General features: G+C 74.9%; 15 protein-coding genes. 9 read left to right on the plus strand and 6 right to left on the minus strand.

Translation table 11 applies throughout. The features are described 5' to 3' along the window. Position 1: 1 nt before the first annotated feature. From EBO36_RS14720 to larE, 3 genes are all read right to left on the minus strand, one after another. Positions 2–1,027 (minus strand): TRAP transporter substrate-binding protein, encoded by a 1,026-nt coding sequence (locus EBO36_RS14720; protein ID WP_122825273.1) that lies wholly within the window; start codon positions 1,025–1,027, stop codon positions 2–4. 287 nt (positions 1,028–1,314) lie between these two features. Further along, positions 1,315–1,989, minus strand: coding sequence for a nickel pincer cofactor biosynthesis protein LarB (gene larB / locus EBO36_RS14725; RefSeq protein ID WP_122825274.1), 675 nt, complete (start codon positions 1,987–1,989; stop codon positions 1,315–1,317). Continuing rightward, positions 1,986–2,858: an ATP-dependent sacrificial sulfur transferase LarE gene (gene larE, locus EBO36_RS14730; RefSeq protein WP_122825716.1), complete on the minus strand. Its 873-nt coding sequence runs from the start codon at positions 2,856–2,858 to the stop codon at positions 1,986–1,988. The genes larB and larE overlap by 4 nt, the downstream gene beginning before the upstream one ends. Positions 2,859–2,972: 114 nt before the next feature. Here larE and EBO36_RS14735 point away from each other — a divergent pair, with 114 nt between their 5' ends. Both EBO36_RS14735 and gndA read left to right on the plus strand, forming a co-directional pair. Next, positions 2,973–3,962 carry a LacI family DNA-binding transcriptional regulator gene (locus EBO36_RS14735; protein ID WP_244925308.1) on the plus strand — a complete coding sequence of 330 codons (990 nt, stop codon included), beginning with the start codon at positions 2,973–2,975 and terminating at the stop codon, positions 3,960–3,962. An 86-nt stretch (positions 3,963–4,048) separates the two neighbouring features. Then, complete coding sequence (gene gndA / locus EBO36_RS14740; protein WP_122825276.1) at positions 4,049–5,518, plus strand: NADP-dependent phosphogluconate dehydrogenase; 1,470 nt, start codon at positions 4,049–4,051, stop codon at positions 5,516–5,518. 59 nt (positions 5,519–5,577) lie between these two features. Here the strand turns inward: gndA and EBO36_RS14745 are convergent, their stop codons facing one another. Beyond that, positions 5,578–6,894, minus strand: a complete 1,317-nt coding sequence (locus tag EBO36_RS14745; protein ID WP_122825277.1) for a nickel-dependent putative hexonate epimerase — start codon at positions 6,892–6,894, stop codon at positions 5,578–5,580. Between the two features lie 109 nt (positions 6,895–7,003). On the opposite strand from EBO36_RS14745, the gene uxaC reads away from it, so the two are divergent. From uxaC to EBO36_RS14760, 3 genes are read left to right on the plus strand one after another with little or no spacing between them, the layout of a single operon-like run. Beyond that, positions 7,004–8,428, plus strand: a complete 1,425-nt coding sequence (gene uxaC / locus EBO36_RS14750; RefSeq protein ID WP_122825717.1) for a glucuronate isomerase — start codon at positions 7,004–7,006, stop codon at positions 8,426–8,428. Further along, entirely contained in the window at positions 8,425–9,822 is a 1,398-nt protein-coding gene (locus EBO36_RS14755) for a mannitol dehydrogenase family protein (RefSeq protein ID WP_122825278.1), read from the plus strand. The genes uxaC and EBO36_RS14755 overlap by 4 nt, the downstream gene beginning before the upstream one ends. Then, positions 9,823–11,415: a gluconokinase gene (locus EBO36_RS14760; protein WP_122825279.1), complete on the plus strand. Its 1,593-nt coding sequence runs from the start codon at positions 9,823–9,825 to the stop codon at positions 11,413–11,415. Here the strand turns inward: EBO36_RS14760 and EBO36_RS14765 are convergent. Beyond that, the gene (locus EBO36_RS14765) at positions 11,309–12,115 is read right to left on the minus strand and encodes a DedA family protein (RefSeq protein WP_187695879.1); all 807 of its coding nucleotides are present in this window, start codon (positions 12,113–12,115) and stop codon (positions 11,309–11,311) included. The genes EBO36_RS14760 and EBO36_RS14765 overlap by 107 nt on opposite strands. Before the next feature lie 396 nt (positions 12,116–12,511). Here EBO36_RS14765 and EBO36_RS14770 point away from each other — a divergent pair, with 396 nt between their 5' ends. The 4 genes from EBO36_RS14770 to EBO36_RS14785 all read left to right on the plus strand — a co-directional run bounded on the left by EBO36_RS14770 (position 12,512) and on the right by EBO36_RS14785 (position 15,197). After that, complete coding sequence (locus EBO36_RS14770; protein WP_122825280.1) at positions 12,512–13,348, plus strand: PhzF family phenazine biosynthesis protein; 837 nt, start codon at positions 12,512–12,514, stop codon at positions 13,346–13,348. A gap of 103 nt (positions 13,349–13,451) precedes the next feature. Beyond that, positions 13,452–13,730 carry a DUF2277 domain-containing protein gene (locus tag EBO36_RS14775; RefSeq protein WP_122825281.1) on the plus strand — a complete coding sequence of 93 codons (279 nt, stop codon included), beginning with the start codon at positions 13,452–13,454 and terminating at the stop codon, positions 13,728–13,730. A 135-nt stretch (positions 13,731–13,865) separates the two neighbouring features. Then, the gene (locus tag EBO36_RS14780) at positions 13,866–14,453 is read left to right on the plus strand and encodes a DoxX family protein (protein WP_206515636.1); all 588 of its coding nucleotides are present in this window, start codon (positions 13,866–13,868) and stop codon (positions 14,451–14,453) included. A gap of 117 nt (positions 14,454–14,570) precedes the next feature. After that, positions 14,571–15,197 (plus strand): alpha/beta hydrolase family protein, encoded by a 627-nt coding sequence (locus EBO36_RS14785; protein ID WP_122825282.1) that lies wholly within the window; start codon positions 14,571–14,573, stop codon positions 15,195–15,197. A 17-nt stretch (positions 15,198–15,214) separates the two neighbouring features. Here the strand turns inward: EBO36_RS14785 and EBO36_RS14790 are convergent, their stop codons facing one another. After that, positions 15,215–16,807 carry a S49 family peptidase gene (locus tag EBO36_RS14790; protein WP_122825283.1) on the minus strand — a complete coding sequence of 531 codons (1,593 nt, stop codon included), beginning with the start codon at positions 16,805–16,807 and terminating at the stop codon, positions 15,215–15,217. Between the last annotated feature and the right edge of the window lie 4 nt (positions 16,808–16,811).

The raw sequence follows: 16,811 nt of genomic DNA on the forward strand, positions 1-16,811 counted from the left end.
GTTACTCGGCCGCCGCGCGGGCCGCGTCGAAGAGGGCCTGCTGGCTCTCGTTGGTGATGAACTCCTCGGCGAGCGGCGCGAGGACGGCGTCGAACGCCGCCTCGTCGACCTCGTTGAACGTGGCGCCGCCGGCCTCCGCCGCGGCGATGGCCTCCTCGGTCGCCGTCATCCACAGCTCCGTGTGCTCCTCGTGGGCGGCGGTCCACGCCTCGTCGAACGCGGCGCGGTCCTCCTCGGACATCTCGGCGAGCACGTCGGAGTTGATGATGAGGTAGTCGAGCCCGACGAGGTGGTTCGTCTGCGACCAGTGGGGGGCCACCTCGTAGTGGCGCTGGGTGTGGAAGGAGACCTCGTTGTTCTCGGCGGCGTCGACGACCCCGGACTGCAGGCCGGTGTAGAGCTCGCCGTACGCCATGGGCGTGGCCGAGGCGCCGAGCGCCTCCGCCATCGCGATGTGGAGGTCGGACTCCTGGACGCGCATCTTCTTGCCGGCGAGGTCGTCGGGCGTCGTCACGGGGCCGAACGTCGTGTAGACGCTGCGGGCACCCTGGGTGAACCCGCCGAGGACGGTGACGGAGTTCGACTGCTCCAGGGAGGCGTAGAGGTCACCGGTGATCTCGGGGTCGTGGATGACGCTCATCTGGTGCTCGACGTCGTCGAAGACCTTGGGGAGGTTGAAGACGACGAAGTCCTCGTTGAGGTTCTCGAGCTGGGGCCCGGAGACGATGGCCATCTCGACAGAGCCGTCCGAGACGAGCTGGAGGGCCTCGGCCTGGGCGCCGAGCGTCTCGTTGGGGTAGACGTCGATGCTCCAGCGACCGTCGGTGGCCTCGTCGAGGGTCGACCCGAAGTTCTCGAGGGCGATGAACGAGGGGTGCTCCTCGGTCTGGTTGAGGGCCAGGCGCAGGCTGCGCCCGTCCGCACCGCCACCGTCGCCGTCGGCCGCCGTGTCGCCGCCACCGCACGCGGCGAGCACGAGCGCAGACGCCGTCGCCATGGTGAGGATCGTTGCCTTCGTCGGCCTCATGGGTGCTGTCCGTTTCTGCTGTGGTGCACCCCGATCGGGAGTGCACGCGACGGTGGTCCGGGACGCGGGGAACGGCCCGGCTGCCTCACGCGTGGGTGACCGGGGGGAGGCAGCGACGGCACTGCCGCGCTGCCCACCCCGGGCGATCCCGGTGCGCACGGCTCCGGTTCGCGACAAGGCCGATTCAGCCAGCCTCACGCACCGCCGTGGTACTCGTTGCCATCTGTTGCCACGTCATCGTGTGATCTCCGCGACGCCGGGTGGCCGGCCGTCGCGACGTGGGCAGCTCAGGACGCGGCGATCTGCGCGGCCAGGTGCCCGGCGCCGTACCCGTTGTCGATGTTGACCACGGCCACGCCGGGGGCGCACGCGTTGAGCATGCTCAGCAGCGGCGCGAGGCCGGAGAAGGCGGCGCCGTACCCCACCGAGGTCGGCACGGCGACGACCGGCGCGGCCACGAGGCCCGCCACGACGCTCGGCAGGGCACCGTCCATGCCCGCGGCGACGACGACCACCCGGGCGGATCGGAGGAGGTCGAGGCGGGCGAGGACCCGGTGCAGGCCGGCCACCCCGACGTCGACGACGAGCTCCGTGCGCCGACCCAGGTGCTGCGCCGTGAGCTCGGCCTCGCGCGCCACCGGCAGGTCGGAGGTGCCGGCGCTGACGACGACCACCAGGCCACCGGTGGGCTCGGGGGGCTCCGGCGGCCAGGCGAGCAGCTGCGCCTCGGGCACGTGCAGGGCGTCGGGCAGGGCGGCCAGCACCGCCGCGGCGTGCGCCGGCGTCGCCCGGGTGAACAGGGCGCGCGTCCCCGTGCGGCCGATCTCGGCGGCGATGGCGCCGACCTGCTCCGGCGTCTTCGGGCCGCAGAGCACCGCCTCGGGGTAGCCGCGGCGGGCCCCGCGGTCGAGGTCGAGGTGGGCGACGTCGGGGACCTCGCCCGGCGCGTGGGGCTCGGTCACGGCCGGACCGCGACGAGCGGGAGGGTGAAGGCGCCGGACTGGATGCCGCGCAGGTCGAGGGCGACGAACCGGAAGCCGGCGGCGCTCACCGCGGCGTGGACCTCGTCGTGGAGCGCGGCGGCGCGCGCGATGTCCTCGGCGGGCAGCTCCAGGCGGGCCACCTCCCCGTGGTGGCGGACCCGGCAGTCGGCGAAGCCCAGCCGGCGCACCGCCGCCTCCGCCACGTCCACCTGGCGCAGCTTCGCCGGGGTGACCTCCTCGAAGTGGGGGATGCGCGAGGCGAGGCAGGGGGCGGCCGGCTTGTCCGCCACCGGCAGGTCGAGCGAGCGCGCGACGGCCCGCACCATCGCCTTGGTCAGGCCCGCGTCGGCGAGGGGGCGCAGGACCGCGTGGTCGGTCGCCGCCTGGGCCCCCGGGCGGTCGGGGCGGAGGGCGTCGTCGGCGTTCTCGCCGTAGGCGACGGCGACGAGGCCGAGCTCGGCGACGAGCTCGTCCGAGATCCGCGCGAAGAGCTCGTCCTTGCAGTGGAAGCACCGGTCGGGGCCGTTGGCCCGGTAGGCCGCCACGTCCCCCTCATGGGTGGTGACCTCGACGACCCGCGCGCCGATGGTCGCCGCCGTGGCGTGCGCGGCCCGGCGCTCGTCGGTGGCGAGCGAGGGCGAGACGCCGAGGATCGCCACGACGTTCTCGGCGCCGAGCGCGCGGACCGCGAGCGCGAGGAGCGTGGCCGAGTCGACACCCCCGGAGTACGCCACCCCCAGCGGCGCTCGGCCGGCGAGGAGGGCGCCGACGCGGGCCGCGGCGGCCTGCGTGTCGGCGGGGAGATCGTGCGTCACGGGGGGTCCTCTCGTGGGGGCCGGTGGGACCATCATGCCCCGGCTCCGTCCCGCCACCTCCTCGGGTTGCCACTGGTTGCCATGCGCGCCCGGCACCGCATACGGTCCCCGACCATGGGGCCACAACCCGACGGTGCGCCCCGGCGCGTGACCATCTACGACGTCGCCCGGGAGGCCGGGGTCGCCGCCTCCACGGTCTCGCGGGCCCTCACCCGCCCGGGGCGCGTCAACGCAACGACGGCGGAGCACGTGCGCGCGACCGCCGAGCGGCTGGGCTACCAGGCCGGGGCCCGGCACGGGTCGGCGGCGGCCGGCGGCACCCGCCTCCTCGGGGTCGTGGTGCCGGACCTCACCAACCCCCTGTTCGCCCAGGTCGTGCGGGGGGCCGAGCTCGCCGCCGCCGAGCACGGCTACACGCTGCTCACCGTCGACGGCCAGGAGTCCGAGGACCGCGAGCGCGCCGTGGTCGACCGGATCCTCGGCTCCGTGGAGGGCGTCATCCTCACCGGCCCGCGCATGTCGGAGGCGGGGATCCGCGCGGTCGCCAAGCGCCGGCCCACCGTGGTGCTCAACCGCGTGGTGCGGGGCCAGCCCTGCGTGCTCACCGACAGCGCGCGCGGGACCCGCCGCGCCGCGGAGCACCTCGGCTCCCTCGGGCACCAGCGGATCACCTACCTCGCCGGCCCGGAGGCCTCCTGGGCGGACGCCGTCCGGTGGCGGGCGCTGCGCGAGGCCGCGCTCGAGCTCGAGCTGCGGGCGCGCCGCGTCGGGCCGGTGGCGCCCACGGTCGCCGGCGGGGAGCAGGCGGCGCGGTTGTGGGCGCAGCGCCCCACCAGCGCCGTCCTCGCCTACAACGACCTCATCGCCATCGGCTTCGTCCGCGGCGTGCGGGCGATGGGGCTGCGGGTACCCGCCAACGTCAGCGTCGTGGGCTTCGACAACACCGACCTCGGGGCGCTCGGGCACCCCGCCCTCACGAGCGTGGCCAGCCCGCAGCAGGGCCTGGGCACGGCGGCCGCGCGTAACCTCGTCGCCATGCTGGCCGGCGCCCGGCCCACGGCGGAGCCCCTGCTCCTGCCCGTCAAGCTCGTCGTCCGGGACACCACCGCCCGACGCCGGGGAGAGCCGTTCGGCTGAGCCCCGGCACGGGCGTGGTGCTGCTCCGGCGGTACGTTCGCCCTAGGGTCGGGCAGGAACCCGGCACCGCAGACCTGGAGGAAACCATGTCCGACGTAGACACCACACCCGCCGCGACCGCCGCCCCGGCGACCGCCCAGGTAGGGGTGGCCGGCCTCGCCGTCATGGGCCGCAACCTGGCCCGCAACCTCGCCCACCACGGCTACGCCGTCGCGCTGTACAACCGCACCCAGACGCGCACGGACGACCTCGTCGCGCAGTACGGCAGCGAGGGCACGTTCGTGCCGTCGACCTCCCTCGAGGAGTTCGTCACGAGCCTGGAGCGGCCCCGCCGGATCATCATCATGGTCCAGGCCGGCGCCCCGACGGACGCCGTCATCGACGCCCTCGTCCCGCTCCTCGAGGAGGGCGACATCGTCGTCGACGGCGGCAACGCGCACTACGAGGACACCCGCCGGCGCGAGGCGGCGCTGCGCGAGCACGGCCTCCACTTCGTCGGTGCCGGCATCTCCGGCGGCGAGGAGGGCGCCCTCAACGGCCCGTCGATCATGCCGGGCGGGTCCCGTGAGGCGTACGCGGCGCTCGGGCCCATCCTCGAGGACATCTCCGCCAAGTACGACGGCGAGCCCTGCTGCGCCTACATGGGCACCGACGGCGCCGGCCACTTCGTCAAGATGATCCACAACGGCATCGAGTACGCCGACATGCAGTTCATCTCCGAGGCGTACGACGTCCTGCGGGCCGCCGGCATGGCGCCGACGGAGATCGCCGGGGTCTTCCAGGAGTGGAACACCGGGGACCTGGACTCCTACCTCATCGAGATCACCTCCGAGGTCCTCGCCCACGTCGACGCCGAGACGGGCAAGCCGCTCGTCGACGTCGTCGTCGACGCCGCGGAGCAGAAGGGCACCGGCCGCTGGACGGTGCAGACCGCCCTGGAGCTCGGCGTCCCGGTCAACGCCATCGCCGAGTCGGTCTTCGCGCGCTCGACCTCGGGTCACCCCGAGCTGCGTGCCGCCGCCCGCGCCGCGCTCTCCGGGCCGACGGGCGAGCCCGTCAAGGTCGACATGGGCGAGCTCGTCGACGACGTCCGCGACGCCCTGTGGGCGTCCAAGGTCGTCGCCTACTCCCAGGGCCTGGACCAGATCCGCACGGCCAGCCAGGCCTACGGCTGGGACGTCGACATCGCCGAGGTCGCGAAGATCTGGCGCGCGGGCTGCATCATCCGGGCGCGCCTGCTCGAGCGGATCCGCTCCGAGTACGCGGCCCAGAACCTCGTCACGCTGCTCGCGGCGCCCAGCGTCTCCGCCGACCTCGCCACGGCCCAGGACGGCTGGCGACGCGTCGTCGCCCACGCGGTCGCCGCCGGCCTGCCGGTGCCCGGCTTCTCCGCGGCGCTCGCGTACTACGACACCGTCCGCGCGGAGCGGCTGCCCGCGGCGCTGCTCCAGGGCCTGCGCGACTTCTTCGGCGCGCACACCTACCGGCGGATCGACCGCGAGGGCGCCTTCCACACCGACTGGTCGGGCGACCGCGGCGAGATCCCCATGCGCTGACCCGCACCGCGCAGGAGGGGCGCTGGCGCGGCGCCGGTGCCCCTCCCGCGTCCCCGCGGCTAGCGCTGCCGCTCGTGCCGGGCGCGTCGCTCGAGCTTGTCGCGGGTGGCCCACAGCCCGGCCGACGGCGTGGAGATGTAGTAGACCTCCTCGCCGTCGGGCATGGTGTTCCACCCGTCCGTCATCACCGCGGGGTCGTAGCGGGCCAGCGCCTCGTCGATGTCGAGGTAGCCGTAGCCGACCGACTCGATCTCCTCGCGGCTCAGGTGCCCCGGGGCGTAGGTGATGGTGAAGCGGCCCTCGGACGAGCCGTGGACCAGGTGGGCCGTGCCGTGCGGGATGTCCTGCATGTCGGCCTGGGTGCGGTAGAGGTCGATGACCTCGGCCTGGGACAGGTAGCCGTACCTGCGGATGAGGGCGTCGACCTCCGGCTGCTCCCCGAAGCGCTCCACGCCGGGCGCGATGACGACGAGCTCGCCGCCGTCGGCGATGGCCATCCGGGTGCGGTAGACCGCCTTGTTCGCCACCCACGTCGCCCGGAACTCGTCGGCCTGCATGACGGCGACGACCTTGTGCACCGGCTCGTCGAACGGGGTGATGTTCTGCGCCAGGCTCGCCCGGGCCGCCGCGTAGTAGGTCTCGAGGTCGTCACCGACGTAGACGCCGGTGTGGGCCAGGTGCCCTGAGTCGTCGTAGTCCATGACGACCTGGAGGTAGACGTCCGGCAGGTCGGCGAGGAAGTGCTCCTCGGCGTAGTTGAAGCACGCCCGCACGGGGGTGAGGAGGTTGCCGAGGTTGTTCTCGATGCCGTAGACCGCCGAGGCCATGTGGGAGGCCCCGAGCAGCCGCTTGCCCCCCAGCCCGATGAAGTAGTTCTTGTTGTGGTTGGCGAAGCCGAGGACCTCGTGCGGGACGACGTGGCCGACGTTGATGACGAGGTCCCAGGGCTCGGTGACGAGCATGGTGTTGAGGTCGATGGGGATCTCCCAGTCGACGACGCCGCCCGTGGCCTCGCGCACCACCTCGGCCGGCACCGTGCCGACGTTCGTCACGCCGTTCTTCCAGTCGTGGGCGTGGATGCGCTCCTGTGGGATCGACCCGAACATCCACCGGTTCTCCTCGGGCGTGTGCGGCACGTGCTGGCCGAGGGTGGGGATGACGTGCACCTCGGCCCCGGCGGCGTCGAGGAGCTGGTAGAGCCGCTCGGTGATCCACCCCGCCCCCGAGTGGGCGCGGGTGAGGTCGGGCGGCAGGAGCAGCACCCGGCGCAGCTCGGCGATGCCGAGGCGCTCGCGCGCCTCGTCGAGCAACCGCTCGCACAGCGCCTCGACCTCGGGGCGGGAGATGAACCGGGCTTCGTGCTGGAACCACGTCATGGCGCCGACCGTAGACCGCCGCCGGGGCCGGTGTCCCCTTCGCCCCCACCCGGTGGCAACTGGTGGCAACAGGTTGTCCGGCGTGGGCGATCTGGCGAGCATGGCCGGCATGCCGCCACTCGCGTCGGGACCGCATCCCGATCGTCTCTTCCCCGCCCAGCCCGAGACCCGGGCGGTCGCGCGGCGGCTGTACGAGCAGGTGAAGGACCTGCCGATCATCTCCCCGCACAGCCACGTCCCGCCGGCCTGGCTCGTCGACGACCAGCCGTTCAGCGACCCCGCGTCGCTGCTGCTCGTGCCGGACCACTACGCCCTGCGCCTGCTCCACGCGAACGGCGCCGAGCTCAGCGACCTCGGGCGCGGCCCCGACGGCCCCCTCCCCCTGGACGAGGCCGCCGCCCGCAAGGCGTGGCGGATCCTGTGCGAAAACTACCACCTTTTCCGTGGCACGCCGGTGAAGTACTGGTTCGACACCACCTTCGCCGACGTGTTCGGGATCGCCGAGACGCCCAGCGCCCGGACGGCCGACGCCCTCTACGACCAGATCGCCGAGGCCCTCACCCGTCCCGAGCTGCGCCCCCGGGCCCTCTTCGAGCGCTTCAACATCTCCGTGCTCGCCACGACGGACGACCCGCTCGACGACCTCGCCGCCCACCGCGCCCTCGCGGCGGACCCCACCTTCACCGGGCGTGTGGTGCCGACGTTCCGGCCGGACCGGTTCCTCGAGCTGGGCCGCCCCGACTGGCCGGGCCTGGCGCGCCGGCTCGGTGAGGTCGCCGACGTCGACACCGGCAGCTACGCCGGCTACGTCGCCGCCCTGGAGAACCGGCGCCGGTACTTCGTCGAGCACGGGGCCGTCTCCTCCGACCACTCCCACTACGACGCCGGCACCGAGCCGCTCGACGAGGCCGACGCCGCGCGGATCTACGCCGCGGCCCTGCGCGGCGAGGCCACCACCGCCGAGACGGTGTCCTTCCGCCGCCACATGATGTGCGAGACGGCGCGGATGGCCACCGAGGACGGCCTCGTCATGACCCTCCACCCCGCCGTGCGCCGCGACCACGACCCGGTCACCCTCGCCCACTACGGGCACGACGTCGGCTCGGACATCCCCGTGGGCCTCGAGCTCACCGAGGCGCTGCGCCCGCTCCTCGCGCGCTACGGCAACCACCCGAACCTCCACCTCGTCGTCTTCACCATCGACGAGAGCGTCTACAGCCGGGAGCTGGCTCCCATGGCCGGCTACTACCGCTCGCTCTACGTCGGCGTGCCGTGGTGGTTCATCGACGCCCCCGAGGCGATCCGCCGGTTCCGCGGCGCCGTCACCGAGACCGCCGGGTTCTACCGGACGTCCGGCTTCATCGACGACACCCGGGCGTTCCTGTCCATCCCCACCCGCCACGACATGTCCCGGCGCCTCGACGCGGGCTACCTGGCCGAGCTCGTCACCCAGCACCGGCTCACCGAGGAGGAGGCGGCGCAGACCGCCCACGACCTTGTGGCCACGATCCCGGCTAAGGTCTTCAAGCTGTGAGCCAACCGCTGCCCCGCCTGTCCCGCTACCACGGCCACGGGCGGCCGCCGGCTCCCGTGCGCATCGCCCACCTCGGGCTCGGCAACTTCTTCCGCGCCCACCAGGCCTGGTACACCGAGCACGCGGGCGACGCCGCCGAGTGGGGCATCGCGGCCTTCACCGGCCGCCGTCCCGACGCCGCCCGGGCGCTGGCCCCCCAGGACGGGCTCTACACCCTGGTCGTGCGCACCGCCGAGGCGGACGACGTCGAGGTCATCGGGTCGGTGAGCGCGGTCCACGCCGCCGAGGACAACCCCGCGTGGCTCGACTACCTCCGCTCGGAGGAGACGGCCGTCGTCACGCTCACCGTCACGGAGGCGGGATACCGGCGCGCCGGGGAGCACCTCGACCTCGACCTCGACCACCCCGACGTCCGCGCCGACATCGAGGCGCTGCGCGAGGACCCCACGGCGCCGGCCCGCACCACGCCCGGGCGGCTCGTCGCCGGGCTCATCGCCCGCCGCGCCGCCGAGGGCGGCCCCCTCACGATCCTGTCCTGCGACAACCTCCCCGGCAACGGCGAGGTCGTCGCCACGGTCGTGCGCGAGCTCGCCGAGCAGGTGGAGCCCAGCCTCCTGCCGTGGCTGGACTCCGACGTCGACTTCGCCACGAGCATGGTCGACCGGATCACCCCGGCGACGACGGACGAGGAGCGGGCCACGGTGCGCGAGCACCTCGGCCTCGAGGACGCCTCCCCCGTCCCCACCGAGCCCTTCACCGAGTGGGTCATCCAGGGCCGCTTCCCCGCCGGGCGCCCCCGGTGGGAGGACGCCGGCGCCGTGCTCGTCGACGACGTCGCCCCCTACGAGCGCCGCAAGCTCTTCCTCCTCAACGGCTCCCACTCCCTCCTCGCCTACGCGGGCAGCATCCGTGGCCACCAGAGCGTGGCCGACGCGATCGCCGACCCCACGTGCCGCGCCTGGGTCGAGGCCTGGTGGGACGAGGCCGCCGCGCACGTCGGCCTGCCCGAGGCGGACATCGCTGCCTACCGCGCCGCCCTCCTCGAGCGGTACGGCAACCCGCGGATCCAGCACCTGCTCGCCCAGATCGCCAAGGACGGCTCGCAGAAGCTCCCCGTCCGGGTCCTGCCGACGCTGCGCGCCGAGCGCGCCGCGGGCCGCCTGCCGAGCGCCGCCGTCGTCGCGGTGGCGGCGTGGATCGCGCACCTGCGCGGGGCGGGCGCGCCGGTGGGGGACGTCCGTGCCGAGGAGGTCGTCGCGCTCGCCCGCGGCGAGCGGGCCGACGCCGTCCGCCGCGTCCTCGCCGAGCTCGCCCCCGACCTCGGCGCCGACGCCGAGCTGGCGACGGCCCTCACCGACCAGGTCGCCGCCTTCGAGACGGCGGCGGACGCCTAGATGCCCGTCATCATCGGGCTCGACGTCGGCACCACGGCGGTCAAGGCCGTCGCCTTCGACACCGACTCCCCGTGGCGGCGCGCGGCCCTGCGCGAGTACCCGCTCCTCGAGCCAGAGCCCCGCTGGCAGGTCCAGGACCCCGGCACGGTCCTCGCCGCCGTCGACGAGGCGCTGGCGCAGTGCGTCGCCGCCTGCGAGGGGCGCCGCGTCGACGCGGTGGGCCTGAGCTCCGCGATGCACGGCCTCGTGGGTCTGGGCCCGGACCTGCGACCGGTAACGCCCGTGCTCACCTGGGCGGACTCGCGCGCCCACGCGGAGGCGCGCGAGCTGCGCCGCGAGGGGCGCGCCCGCGACCTGCTCCACCTCACCGGCACCCCGGTGCACCCGATGAGCCCGCTCACCAAGCTGCGGTGGTTCGCCCGCCACGGGGGTGACGTCCTCGGCCGCGTGCACCGCTGGGCCGACCTCAAGGCGCTGCTCCTGCTCCACCTCACCGGCACCTTCGCCACCGAGCTGTCGTCCGCGTCCGGGACCGGCCTGCTCGACCTGCGCGCCCGCGAGTGGGCGCCGACGGCCCTGGAGATCGCCCGCATCGGCCGGGAGGCCCTGCCCGAGGTCCTGCCGACGACGGCGGTCCTCGGGCTGCGCGGGGCGGTCGCCGCGCGCGTGGGGCTGCCGGCCGGGACGCCGCTCAACGTCGGCGCGGCCGACGGGCCGCTCGGCAACCTCGGCACCGGCGCCACCGGCCCCGGGGTCGCCGGGCTGTCCGTCGGCACGTCCGGCGCCGTGCGGGTGGTCGTGCCCGAGCCACGCTCCGACCCCGACGGCCGGCTCTTCTGCTACGCCCTCACCGAGGACGCCTGGGTGGTGGGCGGGGCCGTGAGCAACGGCGGGCTCGTGCTGCGCTGGGCCGCCGACACGTTCGCCGCCGACCTGTCCCCCGGGCCCCAGCGCGACGCCGCCGTCCTCGACCTCGCCTGCCAGGTGCCCCCGGGCAGCGACGGGCTCGTCATGCTCCCGTACCTCCTCGGGGAGCGAGCGCCGCTGTGGGACCCCGACCTGCGCGGGGCGTACCTCGGGGTGCGCCGCTCGCACTCGCGCGAGCACTTCCTCCGCGCCGCCGTCGAGGGGGTCTCCCTCCAGCTCGCCGGCATCGTCGACCTCCTCGAGCAGGTCACGCCGGTCGACGCCGTCCGCGCCACGGGCGGGGTGTTCCGCTCCCGGTTGTGGCAGGTCGTCGTCGCCGGCGCGCTGGGCAAGCCGCTCGTCCTCGCCGGGGACGCCGAGGGGACCGCCCTCGGGGCGGCCGCCCTCGCCCGTTACGCCACCGGGGAGGCCCCGACGCTCATGGCGGCGGTCGCCGAGCTGACCTTCGAGCACGACGAGGCGACGATCGAGGCGGGGGCGGACGACGTCGCGCTCTACGCCGCCCTACGGCGCTCGGTCCCCGCGCTCCTCGATGCCTACACCGAGATGCGCGAGCACCTCAGCGCCGTGCAGGCCCGGGCGGGGCAGCGGCAGGGCACGGCCGCGGCGGCGGCACCGGCCCCCGAGCGCCGCGAGGGTACGATCCCCAGCTCGCTGCCGGAGTAGGGCGCGCGAGGGACCCGGGGGCCGCGGTGGGGCCCGCGGTCGGGACGCCCGCGCCGGCGGCGTCCGCGCCGGCGGCGTCCGCGCGCCGGACCCGCCAGCGCTGGCCGGCGCTCACCAGGGCGTCGAGGACCAGGCCGGACAGGATGCCCCCGGCGACCCCGGCGGCGACCGCGAGCGTGGGCGAGAGGGCAAAGAGCCTGGAGGCGGCGACCCCGAGCGCGGTGGAGTACCCGGCCCAGAGGACCGCCGCGACGCCGGCGGTCGCGAGGAAGCGGCGCGCCGGGAACCCGAGGGCGCCGGCGCTGAGGTTGACCGCCACCCGCCCCACGGGGACGAACCGGGCGCCGACGATGAGCGCCGTGCCCCGGCGGGCCAGGCCGGCCTCCGCCCGCACGCGGGCCCGGCTGCCGCGGCGGCCCCGCAGCACCCGGTCCAGCGGCACCCGGCGGCCGACGGCGAACGCGATGGTGTCACCGACGAACGCGCCGAGCGCGGCGACCGGGACGAGCAGGAGCAGCGGCGGCCCGTCCCCCGCCGTGGCGAGGACGGCCGCCGCGATGACGACGGACTCGCTCGGTACCGGCGGGAAGAACCCGTCCACCATGGCGAGGACGAGCACCGCGAGGAGCACCCAGGGCGACGCCCCGAGTGTGAGGACGAGCTCCTCGGCCTGGGTCACGAGGTCCATGACGGCGGTCATGACGCCCTCGCCGGCGCGCGACGGCGGGCGCCGGGCGCCGGGCGTCCCGTCCGCGGTCCGTGGTCGCTGGCCTTCATCGTCTCTCCTCGTGGCGGTGGGTGCCCGGCCCTTCGACGCTAGGTCGGCGGGTGGTGGCGCCGCATCGTGCTCCGGGTGGGTCCGCTCTCATCCCCAGGTCGTACCCAGTCAACGCCGCCGGTGGGCCCCGGTGCCATGGGGGGATCCCCCGGTTCACCCCCGGTCCGACCCCGACCGCACCCCCGTGCCGCGCACGGCCGGCCCGGGCTGCCCGCCCTCCGCTCGTCGGTGGTCTCGGCCGCGGTCCGCGCGCCGGGCGGGCCATCGTCGCCGCCGCCCTCCCTGGGATGCAAGACCTTTCTTGCGTACCATCCAGCGATGGCCACGCGACGCTTCTCCCAGGTCGATGTCTTCTCGCCGGATGCCCTGGGGGGCAACCCCCTCGCCGTCGTCCACGACGGCGAGGGCGTGCCGGAGGAGACCATGGCGGCGTTCGCCCGGTGGACGAACCTGTCGGAGACCACGTTCCTCCTCCCGCCGTCGTCGCCCGAGGCGGACTACCGGGTGCGCATCTTCACCCCGGGCGAGGAGCTGCCCTTCGCCGGCCACCCCACGGTCGGCAGCGCCCGCGCCTGGCTCGACGCCGGCGGGCGACCCCGCACGCCGGGGGAGGTGGTGCAGGAGTGCCGCATCGGTCTCGTGCGCCTGCGGCTGCGGGACGGCGGCCTCGCCTTCGCCGCGCCGGAGCTCCTGCGCTCCGGGCCCGTGGAGCCGGACCTCGTCGCCCAGGCGCTGGCGTCGTTGGGGCTGGACGAGGCCGCGCTCGTCGACGCCGCGTGGGTGGACAACGGCCCGGGCTGGATGGGGCTGCTCCTGCGGGACGCCGCGACCGTCCTCGCCGCGCGTCCCGACGAGGTGGCCATGGGGGACCTGCGGGTGGGGATCATCGGCCCGCACCCGGCGGGCGGACCGGCGGACGTCGAGGTGCGTGCCTTCGTCCCGGGCGTCGGCGTCATCGAGGACCCCGTGACGGGCAGCGTCAACGCCGGCCTGGCCCGCTGGCTCATCGGCGCCGGGCGGATGCCGGGCCGTTACACCGTCGCCCAGGGCACCGCGCTGCGCCGGACCGGCCGGCTGCTCATCGAGACCGACGGGGAGACCATCTGGGTGGGCGGCCCCGCGCGCACGCTCATCACCGGCACGGTCGAGATCTGAGGCGGGGCGACCACGGGTGCCCGGTCGACCGGGCAGCCGGGCAGCCGGGCAGCCGGGCAGCCGGGGTCTAGGCACGCCTCGCTGCGTGTGTCACCCTCGGCTCATGTGCCGCAACATACGCCCGCTCCACAACTTCGAGCCCGCGGCCACCAGCGAGGAGACTCGCGCGGCCGCCCTGCAGTACGTGCGCAAGGTGAGCGGGATGTCGAAGCCGTCCGCCGCCAACGCGGAGGCGTTCGACGCCGCCGTCGAGGCGATCGCGCGCGAGACCGAGCACCTGCTCGGCCACCTCGTCACGTCCGCGCCGCCGAAGGACCGTGAGGTCGAGGCCGCCAAGGCGAAGGAGCGCAGCCTGCGCCGCTTTGCCACGGCCGACGCCTGACCGGCCCCTCGGCTCGCCGTTGTGATCTCGGCCACAGCGGCACCAATAGGGACGTTAGCCCCATAACCGGGGCAAATCGGGCGCGCATCCTGGTAGCACAACGCCATCGCGGATCATTCGATAAGGAGAAGGACCATGGCGACCGCTACCGCACCCCGTCCCACCCGCTCGCGCGCCCGCACCGAGCACACCGAGCACGCCACCGACTCCAAGCCCATGTACATGGAGGAGATCGTCACCCGCGAGGGCGCCCGCCGGACCCTCGCCGTCTCCCGCATCGTCATCGGCTGGGTCTTCTTCTGGGCGTTCCTCGACAAGACGTTCGGCCTGGGCTTCACCACCCCGTCCGAGCGCGCGTGGATCCACGGCGGGTCCCCCGCCCAGGGATTCATCAACAGCATCGAGGGCCCGTTCGCCGGGTTCTTCAAGCTCTTCGCCAACCCGTTCGGCGACGTCCTGTTCATGGCCGGGCTGCTCGGCATCGGCGTCGCCCTCCTCACGGGCTGCGGCCTGAAGATCGCCGCCGTCACCGGCACCCTGCTCATGCTGTTCATGTACATGGCCACGCTGCCGTTCGTCGGCGAGCACGGAACGAACCCCATCACCGACTCGCACTGGCTCGAGGCGCTGCTCCTCATCCTCCCGGCCGTCACCCTCGCCGGTGACAAGTGGGGTCTGGGCAAGTGGTGGGCCTCCAAGGTCGGCAACAGCTGGCTGCGCTGATCGCCTCGCGCTGATCACCGCCTCACACTCCGAGGGCCCCCGTCCGGTGCGGACGGGGGCCCTCGGCACATGTGCTCCGCCCGGCGGCGGGTGCTTCGCCCCGGATACCCTCCGAGCATGCCGAGCACCGACCCCGCCGACGGGACCGCCCTGCTGGTCGACACCCCGCACGGCCCGGCGCGCGTGCACCTCGAGGTGCCCGCGGAGCCGCGCGCGCTGCTCCTCCTCGGGCACGGCGCCGGCGGCGGCGTGAGCGCGCCCGACCTCCTCGCGACGGCCGCGGTGGCGACCTCGCTGGGGATCGCCGTCGGCCTCGTCGAACAGCCCTACCGCGTGGCCGGCCGCCGCGCCCCCGCCCCGGCCCGCCAGCTCGACGCCGCCTGGGCGGCCGTGGTGGCGCACCTGCGCGCCGGCGACCTCGCCGGCCTCCCGCTCATCACCGGCGGCCGCTCCTCCGGGGCGCGCGTCGCGTGCCGGACGGCGGCCGACGTCGGCGCCGCCGCCGTCCTGTGCCTCGCCTTCCCGCTCCAGCCGCCCCGCGACCGGCCCACGCGCCTCCCTGAGCTCGACGGGGTGGACGTGCCGGTCCTCGTCGTCCAGGGTGCGCGCGACCCGTTCGGCCTCCCGCCGGCGGGCCCGCAGCGGGAGGTCGTCGTCCTGCCCGGCGACCACAGCCTGCGCAGCGACGTCGCCGGGCTGCGCGAGGCCGTCGGGACCTGGCTGGGCAGGGTGCTGCCCGGCTGACCCGCGCGTCCTGCGGATCAGCGGATGGTGACGGAGCGGTCCATCCAGGTGAGGACCTTCTCGCCGCCGAACGGCCACAGACCCGCGAAGCTGCCGGCCGCGTCCTTGCCGAACGCCGGCACGCCCGGCAGCACCAGGCCGGTGGAGACGGTGCGGACCGGGGCGTCCACCGCGAGCCCGCCGAGGCGCCGCGCGGCCGCGATGCCCGCCGTGAGGTCGCCGAGCTCGTCGACGAGCCCGATCCGCTCGGCGTCCCGCCCGCTCCAGATCCGCCCGCGGCCGATCTCGTCGACCCGCTCGGCGGACAGCCCGCGGCCGGTGGCCACGCGTTCGACGAACCGGGCGTAGACGTCGGCCATCATCCGCTCGGCCCAGGCGCGCTCGGCGTCGGAGAACGGCCGGTGCGGGCTCTCGAAGAGAGCGGTGGCCCGCCCGACCGTGTCCGCCCGCAGCCCGTGCCGATCGTCGAACTCGGCGAGGACCGGCTTGCCGACGACGACGCCGATGCTGCCGGTGAGCGTGTAAGGGTCGGCGACGACGTGGTCGGCCTGGGCGAGGACGTAATAGCCCCCGGACGCGGCGAGCTCCCCCATGACGGCGACCACCGGCGTCGTGCAGCGGGCGACCGCGTGGCAGATGAGGTCCGAGGCGAGCGCCGACCCGCCCGGGGAGTCGACGTAGAGGACGATCGCCTTGACGTGCTCGTCGCGGTCCGCGGTGCGCAGCGCCTCGACGACGGAGTCCGCGCCCGCGACCGGCCCGGGCAGGAACGGCACGGGCGGGGTGCCGCGGCTGCGGCCGGAGACGATGGGCCCGGCGACGGGCACCACCGCGACGCCGTCGGTCTTGCCGCCGCGCATCCGGCCCAGGCTCGGTCGCAGGAGCTCCAGCGCCCGGCCCCAGTGCCGCTCGACGGGCGTGACGATCTCGTCGTCGTAGGCGATCCGGGTGATGAGCCCGGCGTCGAGCAGCTCCGCGGCGCTCACCAGGGCGGCGTCGAGGACGGCGCCGTCGGACCCGGCCGCGACGTCGGCGAGCCAGTCCCCCTCGACGGAGTCGAGGTAGGCGCTGAGCTGCTCCCGCTCGTGCTCGTCCATGCGGTCGTCGGAGTAGGCGGTCAGCGCCGACTTGTACTCGCGGATGCGCAGGTTCTCGAAGCCGATGCCGTGCTTGCGCAGGAACGCGCCGTAGAAGACCTGCTCGGCGGCGAAGCCGGGCACGGAGACCTCGGCGGACTCGGGCGCGACGACCTCGGTGAGCGGGGCCGTCACCAGCAGGGTGCGCATGGAGACCTGGGGCAGGTAGGCGACGACGCGCGTGCGCTCGGCGAGGCGGCCCAGCGCCAGGCCCAGGGCGTGCGCGGTGGCGAGGCCGACCTTGAGCTCACCGATCCGCACCAGGACGCCGGACACCCAGTCGAGGCCGGCGAGCCGGTCGAGCCGCTCGGTGAGGCCCTCGAGGGTCTCCCCGCGCGCCATGAGGGACTGGAGCGGGTCGCTCGACCGGTACGCGGGGTAGTGGCCGTGGAGGTCGACGATCACCCAGTCGGGGGCCGCGCTCTCGGTGTCACGTCCGACGGCGAGGCGGAGCTTGCGCGGCAGGAGGCTCATGCCG

This window comes from Georgenia faecalis (assembly GCF_003710105.1).
Taxonomy (GTDB): domain Bacteria; phylum Actinomycetota; class Actinomycetes; order Actinomycetales; family Actinomycetaceae; genus Georgenia_A; species Georgenia_A faecalis.